Here is a 19,758-nt window from a genome sequence, read left to right as displayed (position 1 = left end):
TGTCGCTTTTCGGGTCGGGCGCATAGAAACACGTGCAGGCCGCGCGCACCAGACACAACTCTGTCACAGCGGCGCGTCGGTCTGCGTGGTCTTGCCGCATCTGTGGCGAACTTCGCTTGTCGGGGCGCGTTCGGGGCGGTAGGTCGTGGGCATGACAGTTCGCCCCCGCATATCACAAGGGACCGGGTCTTGGATGACGCGCGGGTTTACCCTGGCCGCCGTGGTCATCACGGCGATCTGCGTGATCCCCTATCTGGGCGTGCTGGCGGCTGCGGCCACAGGGTCTTTCGATACGGTCGCACATCTGGCCGAGACGGTGCTGGCCCGTTACACCCTCACCACGCTTGTTCTTGTCGTGATCGTCATGACAGGGACCGCCGTGATCGGCGCGAGCACCGCTTGGCTGGTCACGATGACAGAATTTCGCGGGCGGCGCTTGATCGAGATCGCACTGGCGTTGCCCCTGGCGTTTCCGGCCTATGTGCTGGCCTATGGCTATACCCACATCCTCGATCATCCCGGCATCGTGCAAGCCACCTTGCGCGATCTGACCGGCTGGGGACCGCGCGACTACTGGTTCCCGGAAATCCGGTCCTTGGGCGGTGCGGCATTCGTGCTGACCCTTGTGCTGTATCCTTATGTCTACTTGCTGGCGCGGGCCGCATTCGCGGCACAGGGGGCAAGCACGTTTCTGGCAGCACGAGTCCTTGGCAAGACGCCGGTTCAGGCATTCTTCCAGGTTTCGCTTCCGATGGCGCGACCGGCGATCGCCGCAGGGGTCATCCTTGTCGCGATGGAGACGATCGCCGATTTCGGCACCGTCGCCTACTTCGGGGTGCAGACCTTTGCGGTCGGCATCTATACCAGCTGGATCGCGATGGCCGACCGCGCGGCGGCGGCCCAGCTTGCGCTGGGTTTGCTGGCATTCGCCCTTCTGCTGGCCATGCTCGAGCGATACAGCCGCGGCAATGCCTCTTATGCCAATGGCCGCCGCAGCCAGCCTGCAACGCGGATCGTCCTTTCGCGCAGCCAGGAAGCGCGTGCCTTGCTGTTCTGCCTCTTTCCCGTCCTCTTCGGGGTGGTGTTTCCGGTCCTTGCGCTGAGTTCGATGGCGGTCGGATCGGGTCAGGACCTGCTAAGCCCGCGCTATCTTGGATTTATCCGCAACTCGCTGACGCTGGCGACTGTCGCCGCTGTCGTCACGGTTTCGGCTGCACTGGTGCTGGGAACGCTGCACCGGGTGCACAATACAAGGTTGAGCGGCAGTGCGCTCTATCTTGCGCGGCTCGGCTATGCGGTGCCGGGGGGCGTGATCGCCGTTGGCCTGCTGGTGCCCTTTGCCACATTCGACAACGGGCTTGACGCATGGATGCGCGCGAATTTCGATATCTCTACCGGTTTGCTGTTCACAGGGTCGATCTGGCTCTTGATCTGCGCCTATCTGATCCGCTTTCTTGCCGCAGCGCTTGGCGCCTATGAGGGTGGCATCGCCAGCATCGGCACCAACATGGACGCGGCCGCCCGCACCTTGGGACAGGACATGCCGGGGATGGTGCGACGCATCCATCTGCCATTGCTGCGCACCAGCCTGCTGACCGCAGGGCTGGTCGTCTTTGTCGATGTGATGAAAGAGCTGCCCGCGACCCTGATCATGCGCCCCTTCAACTATGATACTCTTGCCGTGCAGGCCTACCGGCTTGCCTCGGACGAGCGTCTGGACGGTGCGGCGGTGCCCAGTCTGGTCCTTGTCGGGATCGGGTTGATCCCCGTGATCCTGCTCTGCCGCCGGATCGGTCGCGGTCAGGCATAGGAAATGGGGCACCGCCTGCGCGATGCCCCCCCTTGGTTGCGATTGGGCCGGTGATTATTCCCAACCCGCCTCGTTCAGGATGCGCACGGCGGCTTCGACGTTGGCGGCGATGTCCGACAGGTTGATGGTGTCGGGACGGAAGATGCCCAGTGCAGCCACCGATGGCGACAGGCCGACGCCGGGCACGGCAGGGTATTCATCGTTGCCGGCCGAGAAGTATTCCTGTGCCTGCTCGGACGCGAGATATTCAAGGAACTTGATCGCGTTCTCGCGGTTCGGCGCATTCACGGCGACCCCGCCGCCCGAGATGTTCATATGCGCGCCGATGTCGTTCTGGTTGGGGAAGACCCAGCCGATATTGGCAAGCTGCTCTGGCGACATCTGGTCGTCGCCGATGCGCAGGGCCCGTGCGAAGTAATAGGTGTTGGACATCGCGATGTCGCATTCACCCGAAACGATCCCGCGCAACTGGTCCGTGTCACCCCCCTGCGGAGAGCGGGCGAAGTTGCCGACGACAGCCGTTGCCCAGTCCTGTGTCGCCTCTTCACCCAAGTGGGCCACAAGCGCTGCGACGATGTTCTGTGTATAGACGTTGGTTGATGACCGGATGCAGACCATGCCCGCATATTCCGGATTGGCCAGGTCCTGATAGGTCTGCGGTGGGTTGCTGACTTCGGTCTTGTCGTAGAACAGGATCCGCGACCGCTGCGAGAAGCCGAACCACTGGTTGTCGTGGTCTTGCAGATAGCCCGGGATGCGGCTTTCCAGCACGTCACTGTCGATCGGTTGCAAAAGGCCAAGGTCCTTGGCGCGTGCAAGGCGGACCGTATCGACGGTCAGGAACACATCGACAGGCGAGTTCGCGCCTTCGGCTTGCATCCGCGCAATCAGCTCGTCCGCGTTCCCTTCGATACGGTTGATCGTGATGCCGGTCATATCGGTGAAGTCGGAATAGAGACGCTCGTCCGTATCGTAGTGGCGCGAGGAATAGAGGTTCAATTCGCCCTCTGCATAGGCGGCGATCCCGGTCAGCAGGGTCGTCGCGGCAGCGGATGCGGCCAGAGTGGCTTTGAGTGACTTAGGCATGGTCAATCCATTGGGTTCCAGTTGTTGGTGCATGGAACCTGACAAAAAGTATCGGAATTAGCAAGTATTCCTGATTATTTTTGTTGGTTTAACTTAAGGTCATGATTTTACGACACTAATCCTGAATTTTGCGAAGAAACCCGCTGGTTTTGCCTGCGGCGAACTGTCTAGCGCCCCTTCCAGACCGGATCGCGCTTCTCTGCGAAGGCGCGCGCACCTTCTTTTTGATCCTCGGACCGGTAGAGCCGTTCGACCGTCTCGAACTGGCTTTTGGTGATCCGGTTCATCGCGTCCTGAAAATTCATGTCCTCGGCCTCGCGCACGATTTCCTTCAGCGCGGCATAGACCAGCGGCGGCCCCGAGGCGATCAGCGCGGCCATCTTGCGCGCCTCGTCCATCAGGTGATCCGCAGGGACGACGCGGTTGATCAGGCCCCAACGCGCGGCCTCGTCCGCGTCGATCCAGCGGCCTGTCAGCAACATCTCCATCGCGATGTGATAGGGAATACGCTTGGGCAGTTTGACCGATGCGGCGTCAGCCACGGTGCCCGACCGGATTTCGGGCAGGGCGAATGTGGCGTGGTCGGCGGCGAGCAGGATGTCACCGGACAGCGCCAGTTCCAGCCCGCCGCCGCAACAAATGCCGTTGATCGCCATGATCACCGGCTTGTTCAGGCCGCGCAACTCTTGCAGGCCGCCGAAACCACCCTTGCCATAGTCGCCGTCGACGGCGTCACCTTCCGCAGCCGCCTTGAGGTCCCAGCCGGGGCAGAAGAATTTCCCGCCCGCCGCGGTGACAAGGGCGACGCGCAGGTCGGGGTCATCGCGGAAGTCTGTAAACACATCCCCCATGATCCGGCTGGTGGCAAGGTCGATGGCGTTCGCCTTGGGCCGGTCCAGCGTCACTTCGAGGATATGGCCGCGCCGCGTGGTCTTGATCGGGCTGTCAGTCATGGGTCTCTCCTGTGGTGATAAGGGCGTCGGCGGCGGTGGCATGGTCGGGGCCGCACATCAGCGGGTTGATTTCGACCTCAAAGGGGCAGTGGGTCAGGACGTAGTCCTGCAGGCCGAGAACGGTGTCGATGATGGCGTGCAGGTTCGCAGGCCGCGCGCCGCGATAGCCGCGCAACAGCGGGGCGATGCGCAACTGGCCCAGCGCCTGCCGGATGTCGTCGCCACCCACCGGCAGGATCAGGTTCACACGATCCGCCATGATCTCGGTCGATGTCCCCCCCGCGGCGAGCGTCAGGACATAGCCGTGTGCAGGGTCAAGCACCACCCCGACCAATAGGTCCGCGACCGTGCCGGTGATCATCTCTTCGATCAGGAAGCTGTCGGTAGGCATGGCGGCGGCGGCTTGCATCACGGCCTCTGACGTCATCAGGTTGACCGCGACGGCCCCGGCTTCGGTCTTGTGGGCGATGCCTTCGCCTTTCAGAACCACGGGGTATTTGATCTGACCCGTCGCCTTGGCAAGATCGCTGCGAGAGGCGCGGATCGCGGCGGGTGTGCGGATGCCATGCGGGGCGAGGGCGGCCTTGGCCGCGGCCTCTGTTAGGGTGTGGCCTGCGCGGATGGCTGGGGGCGGTGCAGGCGACCAGTCGGGGTCGGCTGGTCCAAGGCTGGCCGCGATCTGGATGGCTTGCAGCGCCTCGTCCAAGCCGCACAAGGGCAGGATGCCTTGCGCGATCAGGCGTTCGGCGACGGGTTCGGGGATATTCTCGACCAGTGATCCAAGGATCGCGACGGGCTGGCCGCTGTCCGCTTGTGCGCGGGCGACGGCGTTGCAGACAAGGTCCCAGTCGGGATGGGTGCAGCGGTCGGGGCGGGGAAAGTCGAGGACCACAAGACCCAACGCCACGGCGGGCGTCATCATCGCGTTGAAAGTCGCGGCCAAGGCGTCTTCCTTGCCCCAGATGAAGGTGTGGTAATCCAGCGGGTTCGACAGGGCGACCAGCGGTCCAAGGGTGGCGCGCAGGTCCTGCCGTTGTTGGTCGCTGAGCGGCGGAAAGGTGATGGCCGTGCCATGGGCGGTATCCGCCATCAGGCTTGCCTCGCCGCCCGAGCAGGACATCGACGCGATGGCAGTGGAAGGCAGGGGGCCGATGACATGCAGCAGTTTCAGGGTTTCCAGCAGCGTCGACAGCGACCGGACCCGCCCCACGCCCAAACGGGCGAGCAAGGCATCCGCGCCCGCGTCGCTGCCCGCAAGCGAGGCGGTGTGCGACACGGCGGCCCTTTGCGCCTGTTCGGACCGCCCGATTTTCAGCGCGACGATGGGTTTGCCGATACGGCCTGCATAATGCGCCAGTTCGGTGAAGCGGGCGATATCGTCGATCCCTTCGATATAGAGGCCCAGCGCCGTGACCTGCGGGTCCGACAGCAGCGCCCTGCCCACCTCGGACAGGCCCGTCTGTGCCTGATTGCCGACCGTCACCACATAGGCGATCGGCAGCCCGCGTTTCTGCATCGTCAGATTGATCGCGACGTTCGATGATTGGGTGATCAGGGCGACACCTGACTCGACCCGCTTGCCGCCATGCTGGTCCGGCCAGAGGGTGACACCGTCGCGGTAGTTGAGGAAACCATAGCAGTTGGGGCCGATGATCGGCATTTTTCCTGCAGCATCCAGCAGGGCGGACTGAAGGTCGGTGCCATCGGCGTCTTCGGCGGCGGATTCCTTGAAGCCGGACGCGAAGCAGACCGCACCACCCGCGCCCATGGCGGAAAGGGCGCGGATCACTTCGACCGTCGCAAAGCGGTTGACGGCGACATAGGCGGCATCCGGGGCGTGCGGCAGGTCGGCAAGCGACCGAAAGGGGGTCAGGCCTGCGATCGTCTCTTTGGTTGGATGCACAACCCAGAGGTCGCCGGCAAAGCCGATCTTCAGGCATTGTGTCACCACGGCCTCGCCCCATTCGCCGCCGCCGATGACGACGACGGACTTTGCCCGGAACAGCCGCGCCAGACGTTCCATCAGGCGCCCAACGGCCGCAAGAGGTCGCGACTGATGATATGCCGCTGGATTTCCGAGGTGCCGTCCCAGATCCGCTCCACCCTTGCGTCGCGCCAGAAGCGTTCGATGGGAAAGTCGCTCATCAATCCCATGCCGCCATAGATTTGCAGCGTGGCATCGGTCACGCGGGCCAGCATCTCGGTGGCATAGACCTTGGCCGAGGCGATCTCGCGGTTGGCGGGCAGGCCCTGATCGAGACGCCAAGCGGCATTGAGGGTCAGAAGGTCGGCGGCGTCGATCTCGGTGATCATGTCGGCGATCTGAAAGCTGACGCCCTGAAACTTGCCGATGGGCTGGCCGAATTGCTTGCGCTCGGCGGCATAGGACAGCGCGTAGTCGAAACAGCGCCTTGCGCGGCCCACCGACATGGTGGCAACGGTGATCCGCGTGGCATAAAGCCATTCGTTCATCACCGCGAAACCGCCGTCGACCTCGCCCAGCACTTGGGCATCAGGCAAGCGGCAGTCGTCGAAGTTCAGGATGCAGTTCTTGTAGCCACGGTGACTGACGGATTTGTAGCCCTCGCGCACCTCGAACCCCGGTGTGCCGCGATCCACAAGGAAGGTGGTGATCCGTTTCTTGGGGCCATGCGGGGTGTCATCGACGCCGGTCGCCACGAAGACGATGAAGAAGTCCGCGTGATCCGCGCCCGAGATAAAGTGTTTGGACCCGTTCAGCACCCAATCGCCGCCTTGCCTGACGGCATTGCATTTCATGCCGCGCACATCCGATCCGGCGTCGGGTTCGGTCATGGCCAGTGCGTCCATCCGTTCCCCGCGCACGGCGGGCAGAAGGTAGCGTTCCTTCTGGTCGCCCTGACAGGCCATCAGGATATTCTGCGGGCGCCCGAAGAAATGATTGAGCGCCATGGACCCGCGCCCCAACTCCCGTTCCACCAGTGCGAATTCGACGTGCGAAAGCCCCGCGCCGCCGACCTCTTGCGGGAAATTGCAAGCGTAGAAACCCAGTTCGACCGTTTTGCGTCTGATCGTGTCGGCGATCTCTTTGGGGACCTCACCGGTCCTTTCGACCAGGTCTTCGTGCGGGTAGATCTCGTTCTCGACGAATGTGCGCACGGTATCGACGATCATCTGCTGTTCGTCGGTCAAACCGAAATGCATCACGGCCTCCCTGCCTTGTCTTTCGGCAAGCGTAGGAAGCCGCATTGGTGAAGTCACGTCAAATTCCGTCTGCGGTCTGTCTTGGGGCGACAAACCTGCCGGGCGGTGGTATGATTTGACCATGTTTGCGGAATGCAGCGAGACCGTTTCGATCCTTTACGCGCTGGTGTTCGGCGCGGGCGAGGCATGTGTGCGGATCGACATCTGGTCGATCCTTTCGGCCTTTGCCGCCTTCATGGTGGGTGTCGTGATCCTGCAAGTCCTCGCGCGCCGTCTGTGGGCGCGGCTGACGCAAGGTCCGGACATCGGCGAAAGCCTGTCAGAGGCGGCGCCGTCAGAGCCCCGCACCGACAAACCCTTTCACGACGACCCGAGCTACCGCCACAGCGCGATCCGGTCGTCACGCCGTTAGCCTGCGGGTCGGTAATTGCCACCGATCGCGGCGGTCAGCCTTTGGGCGGCCCCGATCACATCGCGGGCGAGGGTCTCGATCCTGTCATCGGTGATCCGTGCCGTCGGCCCCGAGACGGAAATGCCCGCGACAGCCTCGCCATAGACGTTGAAGACAGGGGCCGCGATGCAGCGCATCCCGATATTGCGTTCCTCGCCGTCAAAGGCATAGCCGCGCGCGCGGGTGGTGCGCAGGTCGGCGATCATCGCCTCGGGGTCGGTCAGCGTGTGGGGGGTGAACTGTTCCAGCTTGCCGGCGGCCAGCACCTGCCGCTGCCGGGTATCGTCCATGCGCGACAAGAGCGCCTTGCCGATGCCGGAGGAGTGCATCGCCCCCTCGGTGCCGGGCGGAAAGAAGGCACGGATCGTCGCATGGGTTTCGACCTGTCCCAGAAACAGGACCTTTCCGTCGCGCTCGATTCCGAGGTTCGCAGTCTCACCGGTCGCTTCCATCAGGTGGCGCATGATCGGTCGGGCGCGCTCGACCAGTGACGTGCGGCGCAGGAAATGCGATCCGGTCAGAAAGGCGGCCGGTCCGATGCTCCAGATCTGATCCCGTTCGTCGAAGTCGACAAAGCCGCGCCCCTGAAAGGTGGACAGGATACGATAGACGGTCGCCGGTGACGAGCCCAGTTCGCTGGCGATTTCGGAAAGCGTGGCGCCCTGCATCTCGCCCAGTCTGACGATCACCTCTAGCGCCCGGTCCAGTGACTTGATGGTATTCTGGTCGCCCTTGTCATCCCATGCGCGCGGACGACCGCGGCTTCTTTTCGGTTCTTGAGCCATGGCTTTTCCCGGATATGAAAATTGATTTCATGTTATGAAAAATATAACCCACTGACAATCATGTATTTTTCTTTTCCTGTCAGTTCTGAAAAATTTTTTCAAAAAAATGGATTAGAATCGGGGCAGGTGGCAAAAGACCCTCAACCCAATGGAGGAGTTGGACGATGAGCTTTCAAAATCCCGTATTCATTCCCGGCCCGACGAATATTCCAGAATCCATCCGCAAGGCCTGCGACATGCCGACGATCGACCACCGGTCGCCCCTGTTCGGCCAGATCCTTCACCCCGTACGCGCGAATGTCCGCGAAATCCTGAAGTCCACTTCGGCCGAGATCTTCATTTTCCCATCCACCGGCACCGGCGGCTGGGAGACAGCACTCACCAATACCCTGTCTCCCGGCGATACCGTGCTGGCGGCCCGCAACGGCATGTTCAGCCGCAAGTGGATCGATATGTGCCAGCGTCACGGTCTTGAGGTGATGATCGTCGAAACACCTTGGGGGCAGGGCATTCCGACCGACCGCTTTGCCGAGATCCTCGCCGAGGACAAGCGCCACAAGATCAAGGCCGTGCTTGCAACACACAACGAAACGGCGACCGGTGTCACGTCCGATATCGGCGCGGTCCGTGCGGCGATGGATGCCGCGAAACACCCTGCGCTGTTGTTCGTTGACGGGGTCAGCTCGATCGCCTCGATGGATTTCCGGTTCGATGCATGGGGTGTCGATGTCGCGGTCACAGGCTCGCAAAAGGGTTTCATGCTGCCGGCGGGGCTTGCCATCGTCGGGTTCAGCGAACGCGCCATCGCGGCCAGCAAATCGGCTGGGCTGCACCGGACGTTCTTCGATATTCACGACATGACAAAGGGATATGCGGCGGATGCCTATCCCTATACCCCCGCCGTCGGTTTGATGAATGGACTGCTGCTGTCCACACAGACGCTGCTCAATGAAGGGATGGAGAACGTCTTTGCCCGCCACAGACGGATTGCTTCCGGCGTCAGGGCCGCGGTCAGCGCATGGGGGTTGGACCTTTGCGCGGCTTCGCCGGACCTGTATTCTGACACCGTCAGCGCGATTCTGACGCCTGCGGGGTTCGATGCCTCGGATATCGTCAGCCATGCGGCCGCGAAGTATGGTGTCGCATTCGGCACGGGGCTTGGCGACGTCGCTGGCAAGGTGTTCCGGATCGGGCATCTTGGCAGCATGACGGATGTCATGGCCCTGTCGGGGATCGCCACCGCCGAGATGTGCATGGTTGACCTTGGTCTTGATATCAAACTCGGTTCTGGGGTTGCGGCAGCACAGGAATACTACATGGGCAGCGCCAAGACTGTCCCGATGAAGGATGCAGCGTGATGAAGGACAGCGACGATCTCTATATTCCGACCTATCAGGATATGCTGGACGCGCATGAGCGCATAAAACCGCATATCAATCGCACGCCGGTGCGCACCTCTGCCTATCTGAACGAACTGGTCGGGGCCGAGCTGTTCTTCAAATGCGAGAACTTTCAGGAACCGGGTGCCTTCAAGGTGCGCGGTGCCGCCAATGCGGTCTTTGGTCTGACCGACGAGCAGGCCAAGAAGGGCGTGGCGACCCATTCGTCCGGCAATCATGCGTCCTGCCTCAGCTATGCCGCGATGCGGCGGGGCATCCCGTGCAATGTGGTCATGCCCCGCACCGCCCCACAGGCCAAGAAAGACACCGTGCGCCGTTATGGCGGGGTGATCACGGAATGCGAGCCTTCGACCACCTCGCGCGAGGAAACCTTTGCCAAGGTGCAGGCCCGGACGGGCGGCGATTTCGTCCACCCCTACAATGATCCGCGCGTGATTGCAGGGCAGGGCACCTGTTCCAAGGAATTCATGGAACAGGTCGACGGTCTGGACATGATGGTGGCACCCATCGGTGGCGGGGGCATGATCTCGGGCACCTGCCTGACCTTGTCGACGCTTGCCCCAGAGGTGCAGATCATCGCCGCCGAGCCTGAACAGGCGGATGATGCCTATCGCAGCTTCAAGGCGGGCTACATCATCGCCGACGATGCGCCCAAGACCATCGCGGACGGTCTGCTGGTCCCCTTGAAAGAGCGGACGTGGCACTTCGTGTCGCATTATGTGACCGACATCTACACCGCCTCGGAAGACGAGATCATCGACGCGATGAAGATCACATGGAAGCATCTGCGGATCGTGATGGAGGCAAGCTGTGCCGTTCCACTCGCCACGATCCTCAAGAATAAAGACAAGTTCGCCGGCAAGCGTGTCGGCGTCATCATCACCGGCGGCAACGTCGATTTGGACAAACTGCCCTGGATCAAGGGCTGAAGGAGGAAACCATGAACGATATGAGCACCCTCAAGAACCTCGAGGTCGGCTATGACGTGCCCGCGCTGCCCGGCATGGACGAGGCTGAAATTCAGACACCATGCCTGATCCTCGATCTGGACGCGCTGGAACGGAACATCAAGAAAATGGGCGACTATGCCAAGGCGCATGGCATGCGCCACCGCGTGCATGGCAAGATGCATAAATCGGTCGATGTGGCCCTGTTGCAGGAACGGCTGGGCGGCGCTGTCGGGGTGTGCTGCCAGAAGGTATCCGAAGCCGAGGTCTTTGCCCGTGGCGGCATCAAGGATGTGCTGGTCAGCAACCAGGTCCGTGATCCGGCCAAGATCGACCGTCTGGCCCGCCTGCCCAAGCTGGGCGCGCGCACGATTGTCTGTGTCGACGATATCGACAACGTCGCCGATTTGTCCGCCGCTGCGGTCAAGCATGGCACGACCATCGAGTGCTTCATCGAGATGGACGTGGGCGCGGGTCGCTGCGGTGTGATCGGGGCCGAAAAAGTGCTGGAGATCGCGAAGGCGATCGACGCGGCACCGAACCTCAAGTTCACGGGTATTCAGGCCTATCAGGGTGCCATGCAGCACATGGACAGCTACGAGGACCGCAAGGCCAAGATCGACGCGGCCGTTGCCATGGTGCAGGACGCGATCGATCTGCTGGAACCTGCGGGCCTGAAGCCTGAACTGGTCTCGGGTGGGGGCACGGGGTCTTACTACTTTGAATCGAACTCGGGCGTTTTCAATGAACTTCAGTGCGGGTCCTACGCCTTTATGGATGCCGATTATGGCCGCATCCTTGATAAGGACGGCAACCGCATCGATCAGGGCGAGTGGGAGAACGCGCTGTTCATCCTGACCTCGGTCATGAGCCATGCCAAGGCCGACAAGGCCATCGTCGATGCCGGTCTCAAGGCGCAGTCGGTCGATAGCGGCCTTCCGGTGATCTTTGGCCGTGACGATGTGCAATATGTCAAATGTTCGGACGAGCACGGGGTCGTGGCCGATCCCAAGGGCGTGCTGAAGGTCAACGACAAGCTGAAGCTGGTGCCCGGACATTGTGACCCCACCTGCAACGTGCACGACTGGTATGTGGGCGTGCGGGGCGGCAAGGTGGAAACGCTGTGGCCGGTATCGGCCCGCGGGAAAGCCTACTAGGGCGGGAGCCTCCGGCGGGAGTTTCCCCGGGAGAAAGAAGTCAGGGGGTCGGTGCCCAGGCCCGACCCGCTTTGCAAGGAATAAAGGCATGTTCATTGTACCGGAACGCGAAATCGGCGGGTTGATGACGCGCGCGGCGGCATTCGACGCGGTCGAAAAGGTCTTTGCCGCGATGGCCGCGCAAGACGCCTACAACTTTCCGGTCGTGCGCGAGGCCATCGGTCATGAAGATGCCCTTTACGGTTTCAAGGGCGGCTTCGATCGTGCGGGCAAGGTGCTGGGTCTGAAGGCGGGGGGCTACTGGCCGCACAATCTGGAACGGCGCGGGCTGATCAATCACCAGTCCACGGTGTTCCTGTTCGATCCCGATACCGGCAAGCCATCGGCGATGGTCGGTGGCAACCTCTTGACCGCGCTGCGCACCGCCGCCGCCTCATCCGTGTCGATCAAGCATCTGGCCCGCAAGGATGCCCGCGTCATGGGCATGATCGGTGCCGGTCATCAGGCGACGTTCCAGTTGCGCGCCGCACTGGAGCAGCGCGCCTTCGACAAGGTCATCGGCTGGAACTATCACCCCGAAATGCTGCCCAATATCGCCAAGGTCGCGGAAGAGGCGGGTCTGCCCTTCGAGGCGGCAACGTTGGAACAGGTGGGGCAGGAGGCGGATGTCATCATCTCGATCACCTCGGCCTTCGCGCCCTCGCTGATGGCGGATCACGTCAGCCCCGGCACGCATATCGCCTGCATGGGCACCGATACCAAAGGCAAGCAAGAGGTCGAGGCGGCGTTGCTGGCGCGTGCCACGGTCTTTACCGACGAGGTCGCGCAATCGATCAGCATCGGCGAGGCGCAGCATGCTGTCGGGCAGGGGCTGATCGCCGAAGCCGATGTGCAGCAGCTTGGGGCGGTGATCAACGGCACGCATCCCGGGCGCAAGAGCGCCGATGAGATCACGCTTTTCGATGGCACCGGTGTCGGCCTTCAGGATCTCGCCGTGGCCTCGGCCGTTGTGGATCTGGCGGTCGCGCAAGGGATCGCGATCGAAGTCGATTTCTGATCCGGCCCGATCGCAGACATCAAAAGGGCCCCGATGATGGGGCCCTTTCTTTTTGGTCTGCTTGGGTCGATTACATCAGGTTCTGAATGTTGATGCCGAAAGTGACGGCGCCGATGACTTCACCCGTCGCCGGATCGGTGATCGAAAGCGATGCCTGTGACTGGTAAAAGCCGGTGCTGTCAGCAAATTCCACTTCGCTGATGTGCAACACGTCGGGACCGATCAGAAAAGTTTCCTGCCATTTCGCTTCGTCACCCTGCCAGTAGTCGGATGTCACTACGCTTTGGGCCACGTTCAGCCCCTTGTTGTCCATCACGAAGACTTCGGTGACGAAACCGGCGGTGGCATCCTGCTTGGCCAGAAGCCAATCCGAGACGTCGCGCGTGAGAAGCTCGTTGATCAGCGGCCCGCCGCCCTCGTCCACTTCCGCGCGCCATTGCAGATCAAGTTCGATGATAGCGGGTTCGTCCAGCCCCTCGTGTGCGATATTCTGCGCCTTGATGGCGGCAATGATGTCCGGATCGGTCATCCAGCTTGCAAGTTCGCCACGCGCATAAGCCTCGAGTGGGACGCGGTAGACATCGTCCTGTCCGGAGGTCGCGATCAGATAGAGGGTGACCACGTTGGTCATTGCGACAGAAAGCTCTGCGGTCAGGGCGGCAGAGGATGCGACGTCGGCTGCGCTTGGCTGACCACCGCCGATAGCGTTGTCGTAGATGGCGCGATTGGCGCGCCAAAGCGAATAGGTTTCGTTCAGGCTTTCGCTGATTGTGTCGGTCGGTGGCGGGTTGATCCCCGCTGCAGGGAAACCGTCACGCAGCGCGATCAGCGTCCTGTCGAAGAAATCGACGGTTTCTGTCAGCTCTTGCACAGTTGCGTCCGATCCGGTGCCGGTCGCCAGTTCGCACATGGTGCGGGTCATCCGGTGGGCCAGCGCAAGCTGACGGATGGCAAAGTTGATGACCGTTGCGTCGCTTTGCAGCAGGGCCTGAGGATCGGCATAGCGGCCTGCGACATCCGCAGCCGTTTGCTCTGTCTGTGAGAAGAGGGTGGCATGACTGCTCAGGATCAGATCGGCATCTGCGGCCGACCCTGTTCCTGCCACCAGTCTTTCAGCGGCGGCTTCGAGCGGTGCCCAGAGGTTGGCGGTTGCTTCAAGCGAAGACAGCATCCGTGGGCTGCGCTCTGCACCGGGCATCCCGAGGAGGGGATTGCCGTTGATCAGGCCAGAGATGATCGCAGAGAAATCGTCCTTTGCCTTGGCGAGATCAGCTTGGGATTGTGCGGGATCAATCTGTCCGTTCAAGCGGCAGCTGGCAGAGGCGACCACCTCGGTCAGTGATCGCAGGCTGCCAGAGCGGCTGACCCGCGCTTTGCCGCCTTCGGAAACCTGTGCCTGTGCCACGGCGTAGGTCGGCAGGACGATTGCGCCACCGGACGTGGTCGCAAGCAAGGCGGCGCAGGATAGGATTTTTGAAAGAATGCGGCTGGGTTTCTGCGATGAGACCATCGGTGTGCCCTCCATGTCTCTGAGTGTTTGCATCTGTGAAGCCTCTCGTGAACGGGGTGCTGATCAATGCGCGGGTCTAGCGGGACAAGTCCGAAAACAGGAACGCGTTAAGTGACGCAAGCGCAAAACAATGGTGCCCCGGGGTGTCGAACGGGAAATTCAACCAAGGGCGGCGAAGGTGGTGTGGGGGCAAGGACAGTGATCCTGCCCCCATCATGCCGGTTCAGCTTTCGGTGCTGTTGCTGATCCAGATTTCGACCCGACGGTTGATGCCGCGGCCGCGCTCGGAGATGTTGCAGGCCGATGGGGCAGCTTCACCGAAACCGAGTGTTTCCAGTTCGATCCCGGCGATCCGGTCGCCACCGGCTGCGCGGATCTCGTTGAGAACCTCGCCGGCACGTTCGACCGCAAGGATACGGTTCGCTTCGAACGGCCCGACGTCGTCGGTAAAGCCCACGACAGCGATCTTCGTTCCTGCAGGCTGCTCTTCAAGATAGGTGATGAGACGCTGAAGGTCCAAGCGCCCGCGTTCGTCGAGGTTCGAGGAACCGGTCCGGAAGCGGAAAGTCGTCGACAGGCGGTCGTATTCGCCCATTTTCTCCAGCATCTCGTTCATGATCTCGCCTTCGAAACCGATGTCGTAGCGGGCGATTTCCTCGATCAGCGCGGCACGGCGCGGATCGCTTTCACCCTGCGCACGGCGCACAACGCCCAAGTCGATGAAGCCCGACTTGCCGATCACGTTGTCCGCCACGTCGGACATGACATAGTCGAGGAAGGCCTGACCGCTTGCATCGATCGTGTCTGCACGGTTGTAAAGATACATGCGGCGGCTGAGTTCGTATTCTTCGGTCTTGGCCGAGAATGCGTCGGGCTGGGTCGCAATTCCGCATTCGTTGACCAGCTTGACCGGCTGCGCGCCCCGCTGGAACGCATAGCCGAGGTAGCCGATGCCATTGACGTCGTGGAACATGACGTTCGACATGGCCTGATCGTCTGCTGCAATGCCAGAAACCGGGATGTTCGGACGGTCTTCACCAAAGACGTAGGACATGAAGTATTCGTAGTTGGCCGAACCGGGTTCGTAAGAAATGATGTTGATCGGACGATCGGTGCCGCCGACTTCGCGCCAGTTCCGGATCTGGCCCGAGAAAATGCCCGCCAGTTGTTCGGCGGTCAGTTCCTGAACAGGGTTCGAGCTGTGTGTGACCACGACCATGCTGTCCACCGCGATGATCCGCTCTTGCTCGGGGCTGACCATGCTGCCGGACCCGTCCGCACGCAACGCGCGGGCTTCGTCTTGTGTGATCCGCCGCGATGACATGCCGATCATGGCTTCGCGGTCCAGCAGTGCCTGGAAGGCGTCCTCGCTGCTGGTAGACGAGATTAGGTAACTGCCGATCTCGTCACCGAAGCCGCCGTCGTCGATCAGTGTGGCGATCGTCTCGGTCGCAGAGGTGTTGGTGATTTCCGCGTCAGCATCCAGATTTGCGGCAAAACCGGTCATCAAAAGCGGCATCATGCCGATCGCGATGGCCTCGGACCCGGTGATGATCACATCGGCCGAGACCGTATCGAATGTCGGACAGGCGGCACCTTCACAGATCACGCTGCTGGACGCGATCCGCAAATCACCAAGCGCCGTGCGCAACACATAGGTGTCGTTCTCGAATGATACGAACTGTCCGGTGACGTTGATCGTGCCGTCAGTCGAGACCAGCGTCACATCCTGCGCCAGCGTCGCTGACGGCGCCAAGAAGGCCGAGGCGAGCGCAATACCGGCCGCAGACATCTTGAGTTGTTTCTTGAGCTTCATTGCCAAAGTATTCTCTCCTCTATCGAGCCAGAGCCTTTCAGGGCTCTTTGACCGAAACTTTCAAACGGTGTCTGGGGTTTCCCCATCCGGGCGCTGCAAAGTCGTCGCTGGAAACAAACAACCCAATTTTGGGCAAATTGTGTCGATACGATGTTGCTTTGTAGCGAAGTTGTGCCGTGGGAACGCCTGTCCGGAACCCGAGTCCATTTTTGGCAAATACGGCTAAGCTTTTTGCAGGACGCACAAAATTGCGGGTGAGCCGAGGTTGCCTTCAGCCACGACGGTCCGCAAAAGGTGCGGTCCTTGCCCGATTTCCAGATCCGGACCCTGCTCGGGGCGAATTGCCGCGAAAACGATGATGCAGGATCACGCCTTGAGTCGTTTCCAAACGGTTGACACCTGCAAAGGTCATGCAGGGCCGTCGGCCGTCTCGGGCGCTTGCAAATCGCGCGTCACAATTGGCCGAGAATCCATGGCACGACTTCGGCAATCAGTGCCGATGTCGCCCGGTCGAAGGCCGGCACGATTGTTTCGACGCCCGTGTCGTCGGCCTGCTCTCTGCGTTCGAAGGTGCGTGTGGCAATGACACGCGCGTCCCTTTCGCGGACGATCCTGAACGACGCGCGAACAACGATTTCCGCACCGCGATTGCCGTCCGCTGTTTCGGCCTGAAAATCCGTCAACTCGCTGAGCACGGCAAAGTCGGCGATGGTCCCGACCGGGCGGCGACCCACCGACCCCAAGGCGCCGGTTTCCGTCAGGCTGCGGACCAGCAGCGTTTGCAGCATGGTCGGTGCCGTGTCTGCCCAGCGGACCCCGGGAAGATACTGCGCCTGCAACGGACGGGGCTGGATCATGATACGCTCGACCGCCAGCGCACCGCTTGCCGTCGGTTCTTCAACGACAAGCTCGGTCCTGCTGCGGCGGACGGCGGTTTGCAAACTGGGGGCGCGCAGTTCGTAAACCTCCAGAGGCTCGGATGCACTGTCGAGCGCCGAGATCGCGCCACAGCCGGGTGCGAGCAGCAACAAAAGCGCGATGAATGGTTTGATATTGTGGATCAACGGCGGAACTCCGGTGCGCGGGGATCAAGGAAAAAGCGGCTGGGGTCTCGGCGGATCTGTTCGACCAGACGGTCGAGGTTGTCGATCAGCGCGCGTGTCTCATCGGCCAGCCTGCCGTATTGCGGCAGCGCGGATGTGGCGAAATTGCGGACGGCGGGCGCGCTTTGGTCCACGGCGCTGCCGATTTGGGCAAAGGCCTGTTGCGCCGACCGGCTGGCGGCGCGGATGTCTTCGGTGACGCCGGGGATTTCTGCCGAAACCTGTCCGACGGCCTGTTCCAGATCCGTCAGCGTGCGGCGCAGTGTTTCCGACATTGCCCCGATCTCTTCGTTCATGAAACGGTCCGCCCCGACAAAGGCCGCCTCTGCCGCTGTCAGTGCCCGGTCGCCGGTCGCAAGGGCGGCGTTGATGGCCGAAAGCGTCTCGTTCGCATTGGCGAAGGTCTGGCGCGCCGCATCCAGCGTGGCACCGGAATTCGCAATCAGCCCGTCCAGACCACCCGACGCCGAGGTCAGGTCGGCTGACACGTCCGAAACCGTCTGCGACATGGTTGCAGCCGTCGCCCTGAGATCGGCCATCAACGTCGGCAGATCGGTGCGTGCTGTCTCGCCGATCCGCGCAATCACCTCGGTCGCCTGTCTGGTCGCGACACGCAGTTCGATGACAAGCGGGTCGACGCCCTCGATGATCAGGCTGTCGAAGCGCTGTGCGGCGGCATCCACACTTTGCATGGTGGCGGTGCTTTGGGCGATCAACGCGTCGGTCGCTGCCAGCGTCGCCTCTGCTTCCTGCAGACGCTGCGAGGCAGCCGTGCCGGTCTGTGCATAGGTGTCGATCAGCCCCTCGATCCTGTCGCTGAGGTCCCGTGCCCGCGCCGTGATCTCGGTCATCGACGCTGAGAGCTGGTTTGTCGCCTCTGTCAGGTCGCTGGCGATATAGGTCTCGGTCGAGGCAATCGTCGTTCTGGCCTGCGCAAGTGTCGCCGAGCCCTCGGATATCAAGGTCCGCACATCCGCCGAGGCGGCGTTGAAGGTCCCGATCGCCTCTTCCGCAGCGCCAAGCACGGCCGAGGCATCGGCCGAGATCGCCGACAGCGTGGTGTTGAATTCATCGATCTCGCGGGCGAAATCCGCAACGGTTCCGCTGACATCGGCGAAATCGTCAAGCGCATCGGAAAACGCCTCTGAGGATTGCTCTATATTGACAAGGATGTTCTCGACCCGCGTCTGGTTCTCTACGCTGATCAGTTCGCGCAGGTCACGCACCGCTTCAAGGGCTGCGGCAAGGATGGCGGGTGCATCCTCTGACAGGGTTTGCAGCACGGACCTGCCTGCGGTGATCATCGGAACATCCGCGTCGCTGGCGGCGGTCAGAAGCGGCATCTGGGGCGTTCCCGCCGAAATGCCCACGAAAGAGACACCCGTGACACCCTGCGCCTCGATGGTTGCGATACTGTCGGTGCGCACGGGGGTGTTGGCATCCACCTCGACCCTGACACGGACAAGCCCGGTGTTCGACGGCGCAAGGCGCACATTGACCACCTGACCGACCGACAGACCTGCGAACCTGACGTCCGAGGCATCGCTAAGACCCGACACGGACGTAAAGTCGATGTCGTAGTAGGCGAATTGCCGGTCAAGCTGCACATTCGCGAACCACAAAAAGAAGGCGAAGATGCCCAGGAACCCTGACAGAGCAAAGGCGCCGATCAAGACATAATTGGCCCGTGTCTCCATCAACCTTCACCTTTTGCAACACGTGCCGGTCGCGCCGAGGCGACAGCGGCGCGCGCACGCGGTCCAAGGAAATACTCTTTCACCCAAGGATCATCCACGGTGTTCATGTCCCCCAGCGTGCCGGTGGCCAGCACCGTCCGATTGGCCAGCACCGCAACCCGGTCACAGACACTATAGAGCGTATCAAGATCATGTGTGACCAGAAAGACGGTCAGGCCCAATGACTTGCTGAGGCCGCGGATAAGATCGTCGAAGGCCGACGCCCCGATGGGATCAAGCCCCGCAGTCGGTTCATCGAGAAAGACGATTTCGGGGTCAAGTGCCAAGGCCCGTGCGAGGCCCGCACGTTTGCGCATCCCGCCGGACAGTTCCGATGGGTATTTGTCGCCCGCCTGATATTGCAGACCCACCATGGCGATCTTCAGATCGGCAAGCGCACGGCGGATGTCAGGTGACAGCCCCGGAACGCTGCGCAGCGGCACTTCGACGTTTTCGCGCACCGTCAGGGACGAAAAGAGCGCGCCGTCCTGAAACATCACACCCCACCGCATCCCCATCCGGTTGCGGGTTTCATCGTCGGCGTCGGTGACATTGACGCCCAAGACCTCGATCGCACCGGCGGTCGGTGGCTGAAGCCCGACGATCGAGCGCAGCAGGACGGATTTGCCGGTGCCCGATCCGCCGACAACGCCGACGATCTCGCCCTTGTAGACATCAAGGTCGAGTTGATCGTGGACGATATGTTGCCCGAACTGGTTGCGCAGGCCGCGCACGCGGATGACGACCTCGGCTGCGGCTGCGGC

At 61.9% G+C, this 19,758-nt stretch carries 16 protein-coding genes; 6 read left to right on the top strand and 10 right to left on the bottom strand.

Translation table 11 applies throughout. The features are described 5' to 3' along the window. The first annotated feature begins 193 nt into the window (after positions 1-193). Positions 194-1,810 carry an ABC transporter permease gene (locus tag V7N12_RS04665; protein WP_333713027.1) on the top strand — a complete coding sequence of 539 codons (1,617 nt, stop codon included), beginning with the start codon at positions 194-196 and terminating at the stop codon, positions 1,808-1,810. Positions 1,811-1,864: 54 nt separating this feature from the next. Here the strand turns inward: V7N12_RS04665 and V7N12_RS04660 are convergent, their stop codons facing one another. The 4 genes from V7N12_RS04660 to V7N12_RS04645 all read right to left on the bottom strand — a co-directional run bounded on the left by V7N12_RS04660 (position 1,865) and on the right by V7N12_RS04645 (position 7,032). After that, on the bottom strand, positions 1,865-2,896 hold the full coding sequence (locus tag V7N12_RS04660) for an extracellular solute-binding protein (RefSeq protein WP_333713026.1): 1,032 nt from the start codon (positions 2,894-2,896) through the stop codon (positions 1,865-1,867). Between the two features lie 167 nt (positions 2,897-3,063). Continuing rightward, positions 3,064-3,849: a carnitinyl-CoA dehydratase gene (locus V7N12_RS04655; RefSeq protein WP_333713025.1), complete on the bottom strand. Its 786-nt coding sequence runs from the start codon at positions 3,847-3,849 to the stop codon at positions 3,064-3,066. Continuing rightward, on the bottom strand, positions 3,842-5,872 hold the full coding sequence (locus V7N12_RS04650) for an acetate--CoA ligase family protein (RefSeq protein ID WP_333713023.1): 2,031 nt from the start codon (positions 5,870-5,872) through the stop codon (positions 3,842-3,844). Before V7N12_RS04650 ends, V7N12_RS04655 begins: the two co-directional genes overlap by 8 nt. Then, on the bottom strand, positions 5,872-7,032 hold the full coding sequence (locus tag V7N12_RS04645; protein WP_333713021.1) for an acyl-CoA dehydrogenase family protein: 1,161 nt from the start codon (positions 7,030-7,032) through the stop codon (positions 5,872-5,874). The genes V7N12_RS04650 and V7N12_RS04645 overlap by 1 nt, the downstream gene beginning before the upstream one ends. A gap of 121 nt (positions 7,033-7,153) precedes the next feature. On the opposite strand from V7N12_RS04645, the gene V7N12_RS04640 reads away from it, so the two are divergent. Further along, positions 7,154-7,444 (top strand): hypothetical protein, encoded by a 291-nt coding sequence (locus V7N12_RS04640; protein WP_333713019.1) that lies wholly within the window; start codon positions 7,154-7,156, stop codon positions 7,442-7,444. Here the strand turns inward: V7N12_RS04640 and bhcR are convergent. Beyond that, positions 7,441-8,268 carry an HTH-type transcriptional regulator BhcR gene (gene bhcR / locus V7N12_RS04635; RefSeq protein WP_333713017.1) on the bottom strand — a complete coding sequence of 276 codons (828 nt, stop codon included), beginning with the start codon at positions 8,266-8,268 and terminating at the stop codon, positions 7,441-7,443. The two genes, V7N12_RS04640 and bhcR, sit on opposite strands and share 4 nt — an antisense overlap. 164 nt (positions 8,269-8,432) lie before the next feature. On the opposite strand from bhcR, the gene bhcA reads away from it, so the two are divergent. The 4 genes from bhcA (at position 8,433) to bhcD (ending at position 12,829) form a co-directional block, all read left to right on the top strand. Next, complete coding sequence (gene bhcA, locus V7N12_RS04630; protein ID WP_333713016.1) at positions 8,433-9,626, top strand: L-aspartate--glyoxylate aminotransferase BhcA; 1,194 nt, start codon at positions 8,433-8,435, stop codon at positions 9,624-9,626. Further along, positions 9,626-10,597 carry a beta-hydroxyaspartate dehydratase BhcB gene (gene bhcB, locus V7N12_RS04625; protein WP_333713014.1) on the top strand — a complete coding sequence of 324 codons (972 nt, stop codon included), beginning with the start codon at positions 9,626-9,628 and terminating at the stop codon, positions 10,595-10,597. The genes bhcA and bhcB overlap by 1 nt, the downstream gene beginning before the upstream one ends. An 11-nt stretch (positions 10,598-10,608) precedes the next feature. Then, entirely contained in the window at positions 10,609-11,772 is a 1,164-nt protein-coding gene (gene bhcC / locus V7N12_RS04620) for a 3-hydroxy-D-aspartate aldolase BhcC (RefSeq protein ID WP_333713012.1), read from the top strand. Between the two features lie 88 nt (positions 11,773-11,860). Continuing rightward, positions 11,861-12,829, top strand: coding sequence for an iminosuccinate reductase BhcD (bhcD, locus tag V7N12_RS04615; protein ID WP_333713010.1), 969 nt, complete (start codon positions 11,861-11,863; stop codon positions 12,827-12,829). A gap of 70 nt (positions 12,830-12,899) precedes the next feature. On the opposite strand, the gene V7N12_RS04610 is transcribed toward bhcD, so the two are convergent. The 5 genes from V7N12_RS04610 to V7N12_RS04590 all read right to left on the bottom strand — a co-directional run bounded on the left by V7N12_RS04610 (position 12,900) and on the right by V7N12_RS04590 (position 19,734). After that, a complete protein-coding gene (locus V7N12_RS04610; RefSeq protein WP_333713008.1) occupies positions 12,900-14,372 on the bottom strand; it encodes a type IV pili methyl-accepting chemotaxis transducer N-terminal domain-containing protein in 1,473 nt (490 codons plus the stop codon). Between the two features lie 190 nt (positions 14,373-14,562). Then, positions 14,563-16,155 carry a phosphate ABC transporter substrate-binding/OmpA family protein gene (locus V7N12_RS04605; RefSeq protein WP_333713007.1) on the bottom strand — a complete coding sequence of 531 codons (1,593 nt, stop codon included), beginning with the start codon at positions 16,153-16,155 and terminating at the stop codon, positions 14,563-14,565. 452 nt (positions 16,156-16,607) lie between these two features. After that, positions 16,608-17,219, bottom strand: coding sequence for an ABC-type transport auxiliary lipoprotein family protein (locus V7N12_RS04600; RefSeq protein WP_333713005.1), 612 nt, complete (start codon positions 17,217-17,219; stop codon positions 16,608-16,610). After that, positions 17,216-18,955, bottom strand: coding sequence for an MlaD family protein (locus V7N12_RS04595; RefSeq protein WP_333713003.1), 1,740 nt, complete (start codon positions 18,953-18,955; stop codon positions 17,216-17,218). The genes V7N12_RS04600 and V7N12_RS04595 overlap by 4 nt, the downstream gene beginning before the upstream one ends. Next, positions 18,955-19,734, bottom strand: coding sequence for an ABC transporter ATP-binding protein (locus V7N12_RS04590; RefSeq protein WP_333713038.1), 780 nt, complete (start codon positions 19,732-19,734; stop codon positions 18,955-18,957). The genes V7N12_RS04595 and V7N12_RS04590 overlap by 1 nt, the downstream gene beginning before the upstream one ends. Between the last annotated feature and the right edge of the window lie 24 nt (positions 19,735-19,758).

The sequence above is a fragment of the Yoonia sp. genome, from assembly GCF_036770585.1.
Taxonomy (GTDB): Bacteria; Pseudomonadota; Alphaproteobacteria; order Rhodobacterales; family Rhodobacteraceae; genus Yoonia.
The sequence above is the reverse complement of the archived record's forward strand: the minus strand, read 5'-3'. Positions and strand labels throughout refer to the sequence as shown.

What these genes read in the sequence shown, in the direction of transcription:
- V7N12_RS04650 (WP_333713023.1), bottom strand. Translation starts at nt 5,872, where the DNA reads ATGGAACGTCTGGCGCGGCTGTTCCGGGCAAAGTCCGTCGTCGTCATC.
- V7N12_RS04610 (WP_333713008.1), bottom strand. Translation starts at nt 14,372, where the DNA reads ATGCAAACACTCAGAGACATGGAGGGCACACCGATGGTCTCATCGCAG.
- V7N12_RS04655 (WP_333713025.1), bottom strand. Translation starts at nt 3,849, where the DNA reads ATGACTGACAGCCCGATCAAGACCACGCGGCGCGGCCATATCCTCGAA.
- V7N12_RS04640 (WP_333713019.1), top strand. Translation starts at nt 7,154, where the DNA reads ATGTTTGCGGAATGCAGCGAGACCGTTTCGATCCTTTACGCGCTGGTG.
- bhcA (WP_333713016.1), top strand. Translation starts at nt 8,433, where the DNA reads ATGAGCTTTCAAAATCCCGTATTCATTCCCGGCCCGACGAATATTCCA.
- V7N12_RS04595 (WP_333713003.1), bottom strand. Translation starts at nt 18,955, where the DNA reads ATGGAGACACGGGCCAATTATGTCTTGATCGGCGCCTTTGCTCTGTCA.
- V7N12_RS04605 (WP_333713007.1), bottom strand. Translation starts at nt 16,155, where the DNA reads ATGAAGCTCAAGAAACAACTCAAGATGTCTGCGGCCGGTATTGCGCTC.
- bhcD (WP_333713010.1), top strand. Translation starts at nt 11,861, where the DNA reads ATGTTCATTGTACCGGAACGCGAAATCGGCGGGTTGATGACGCGCGCG.
- bhcR (WP_333713017.1), bottom strand. Translation starts at nt 8,268, where the DNA reads ATGGCTCAAGAACCGAAAAGAAGCCGCGGTCGTCCGCGCGCATGGGAT.
- V7N12_RS04660 (WP_333713026.1), bottom strand. Translation starts at nt 2,896, where the DNA reads ATGCCTAAGTCACTCAAAGCCACTCTGGCCGCATCCGCTGCCGCGACG.
- bhcB (WP_333713014.1), top strand. Translation starts at nt 9,626, where the DNA reads ATGAAGGACAGCGACGATCTCTATATTCCGACCTATCAGGATATGCTG.
- V7N12_RS04665 (WP_333713027.1), top strand. Translation starts at nt 194, where the DNA reads ATGACGCGCGGGTTTACCCTGGCCGCCGTGGTCATCACGGCGATCTGC.
- bhcC (WP_333713012.1), top strand. Translation starts at nt 10,609, where the DNA reads ATGAACGATATGAGCACCCTCAAGAACCTCGAGGTCGGCTATGACGTG.
- V7N12_RS04645 (WP_333713021.1), bottom strand. Translation starts at nt 7,032, where the DNA reads ATGCATTTCGGTTTGACCGACGAACAGCAGATGATCGTCGATACCGTG.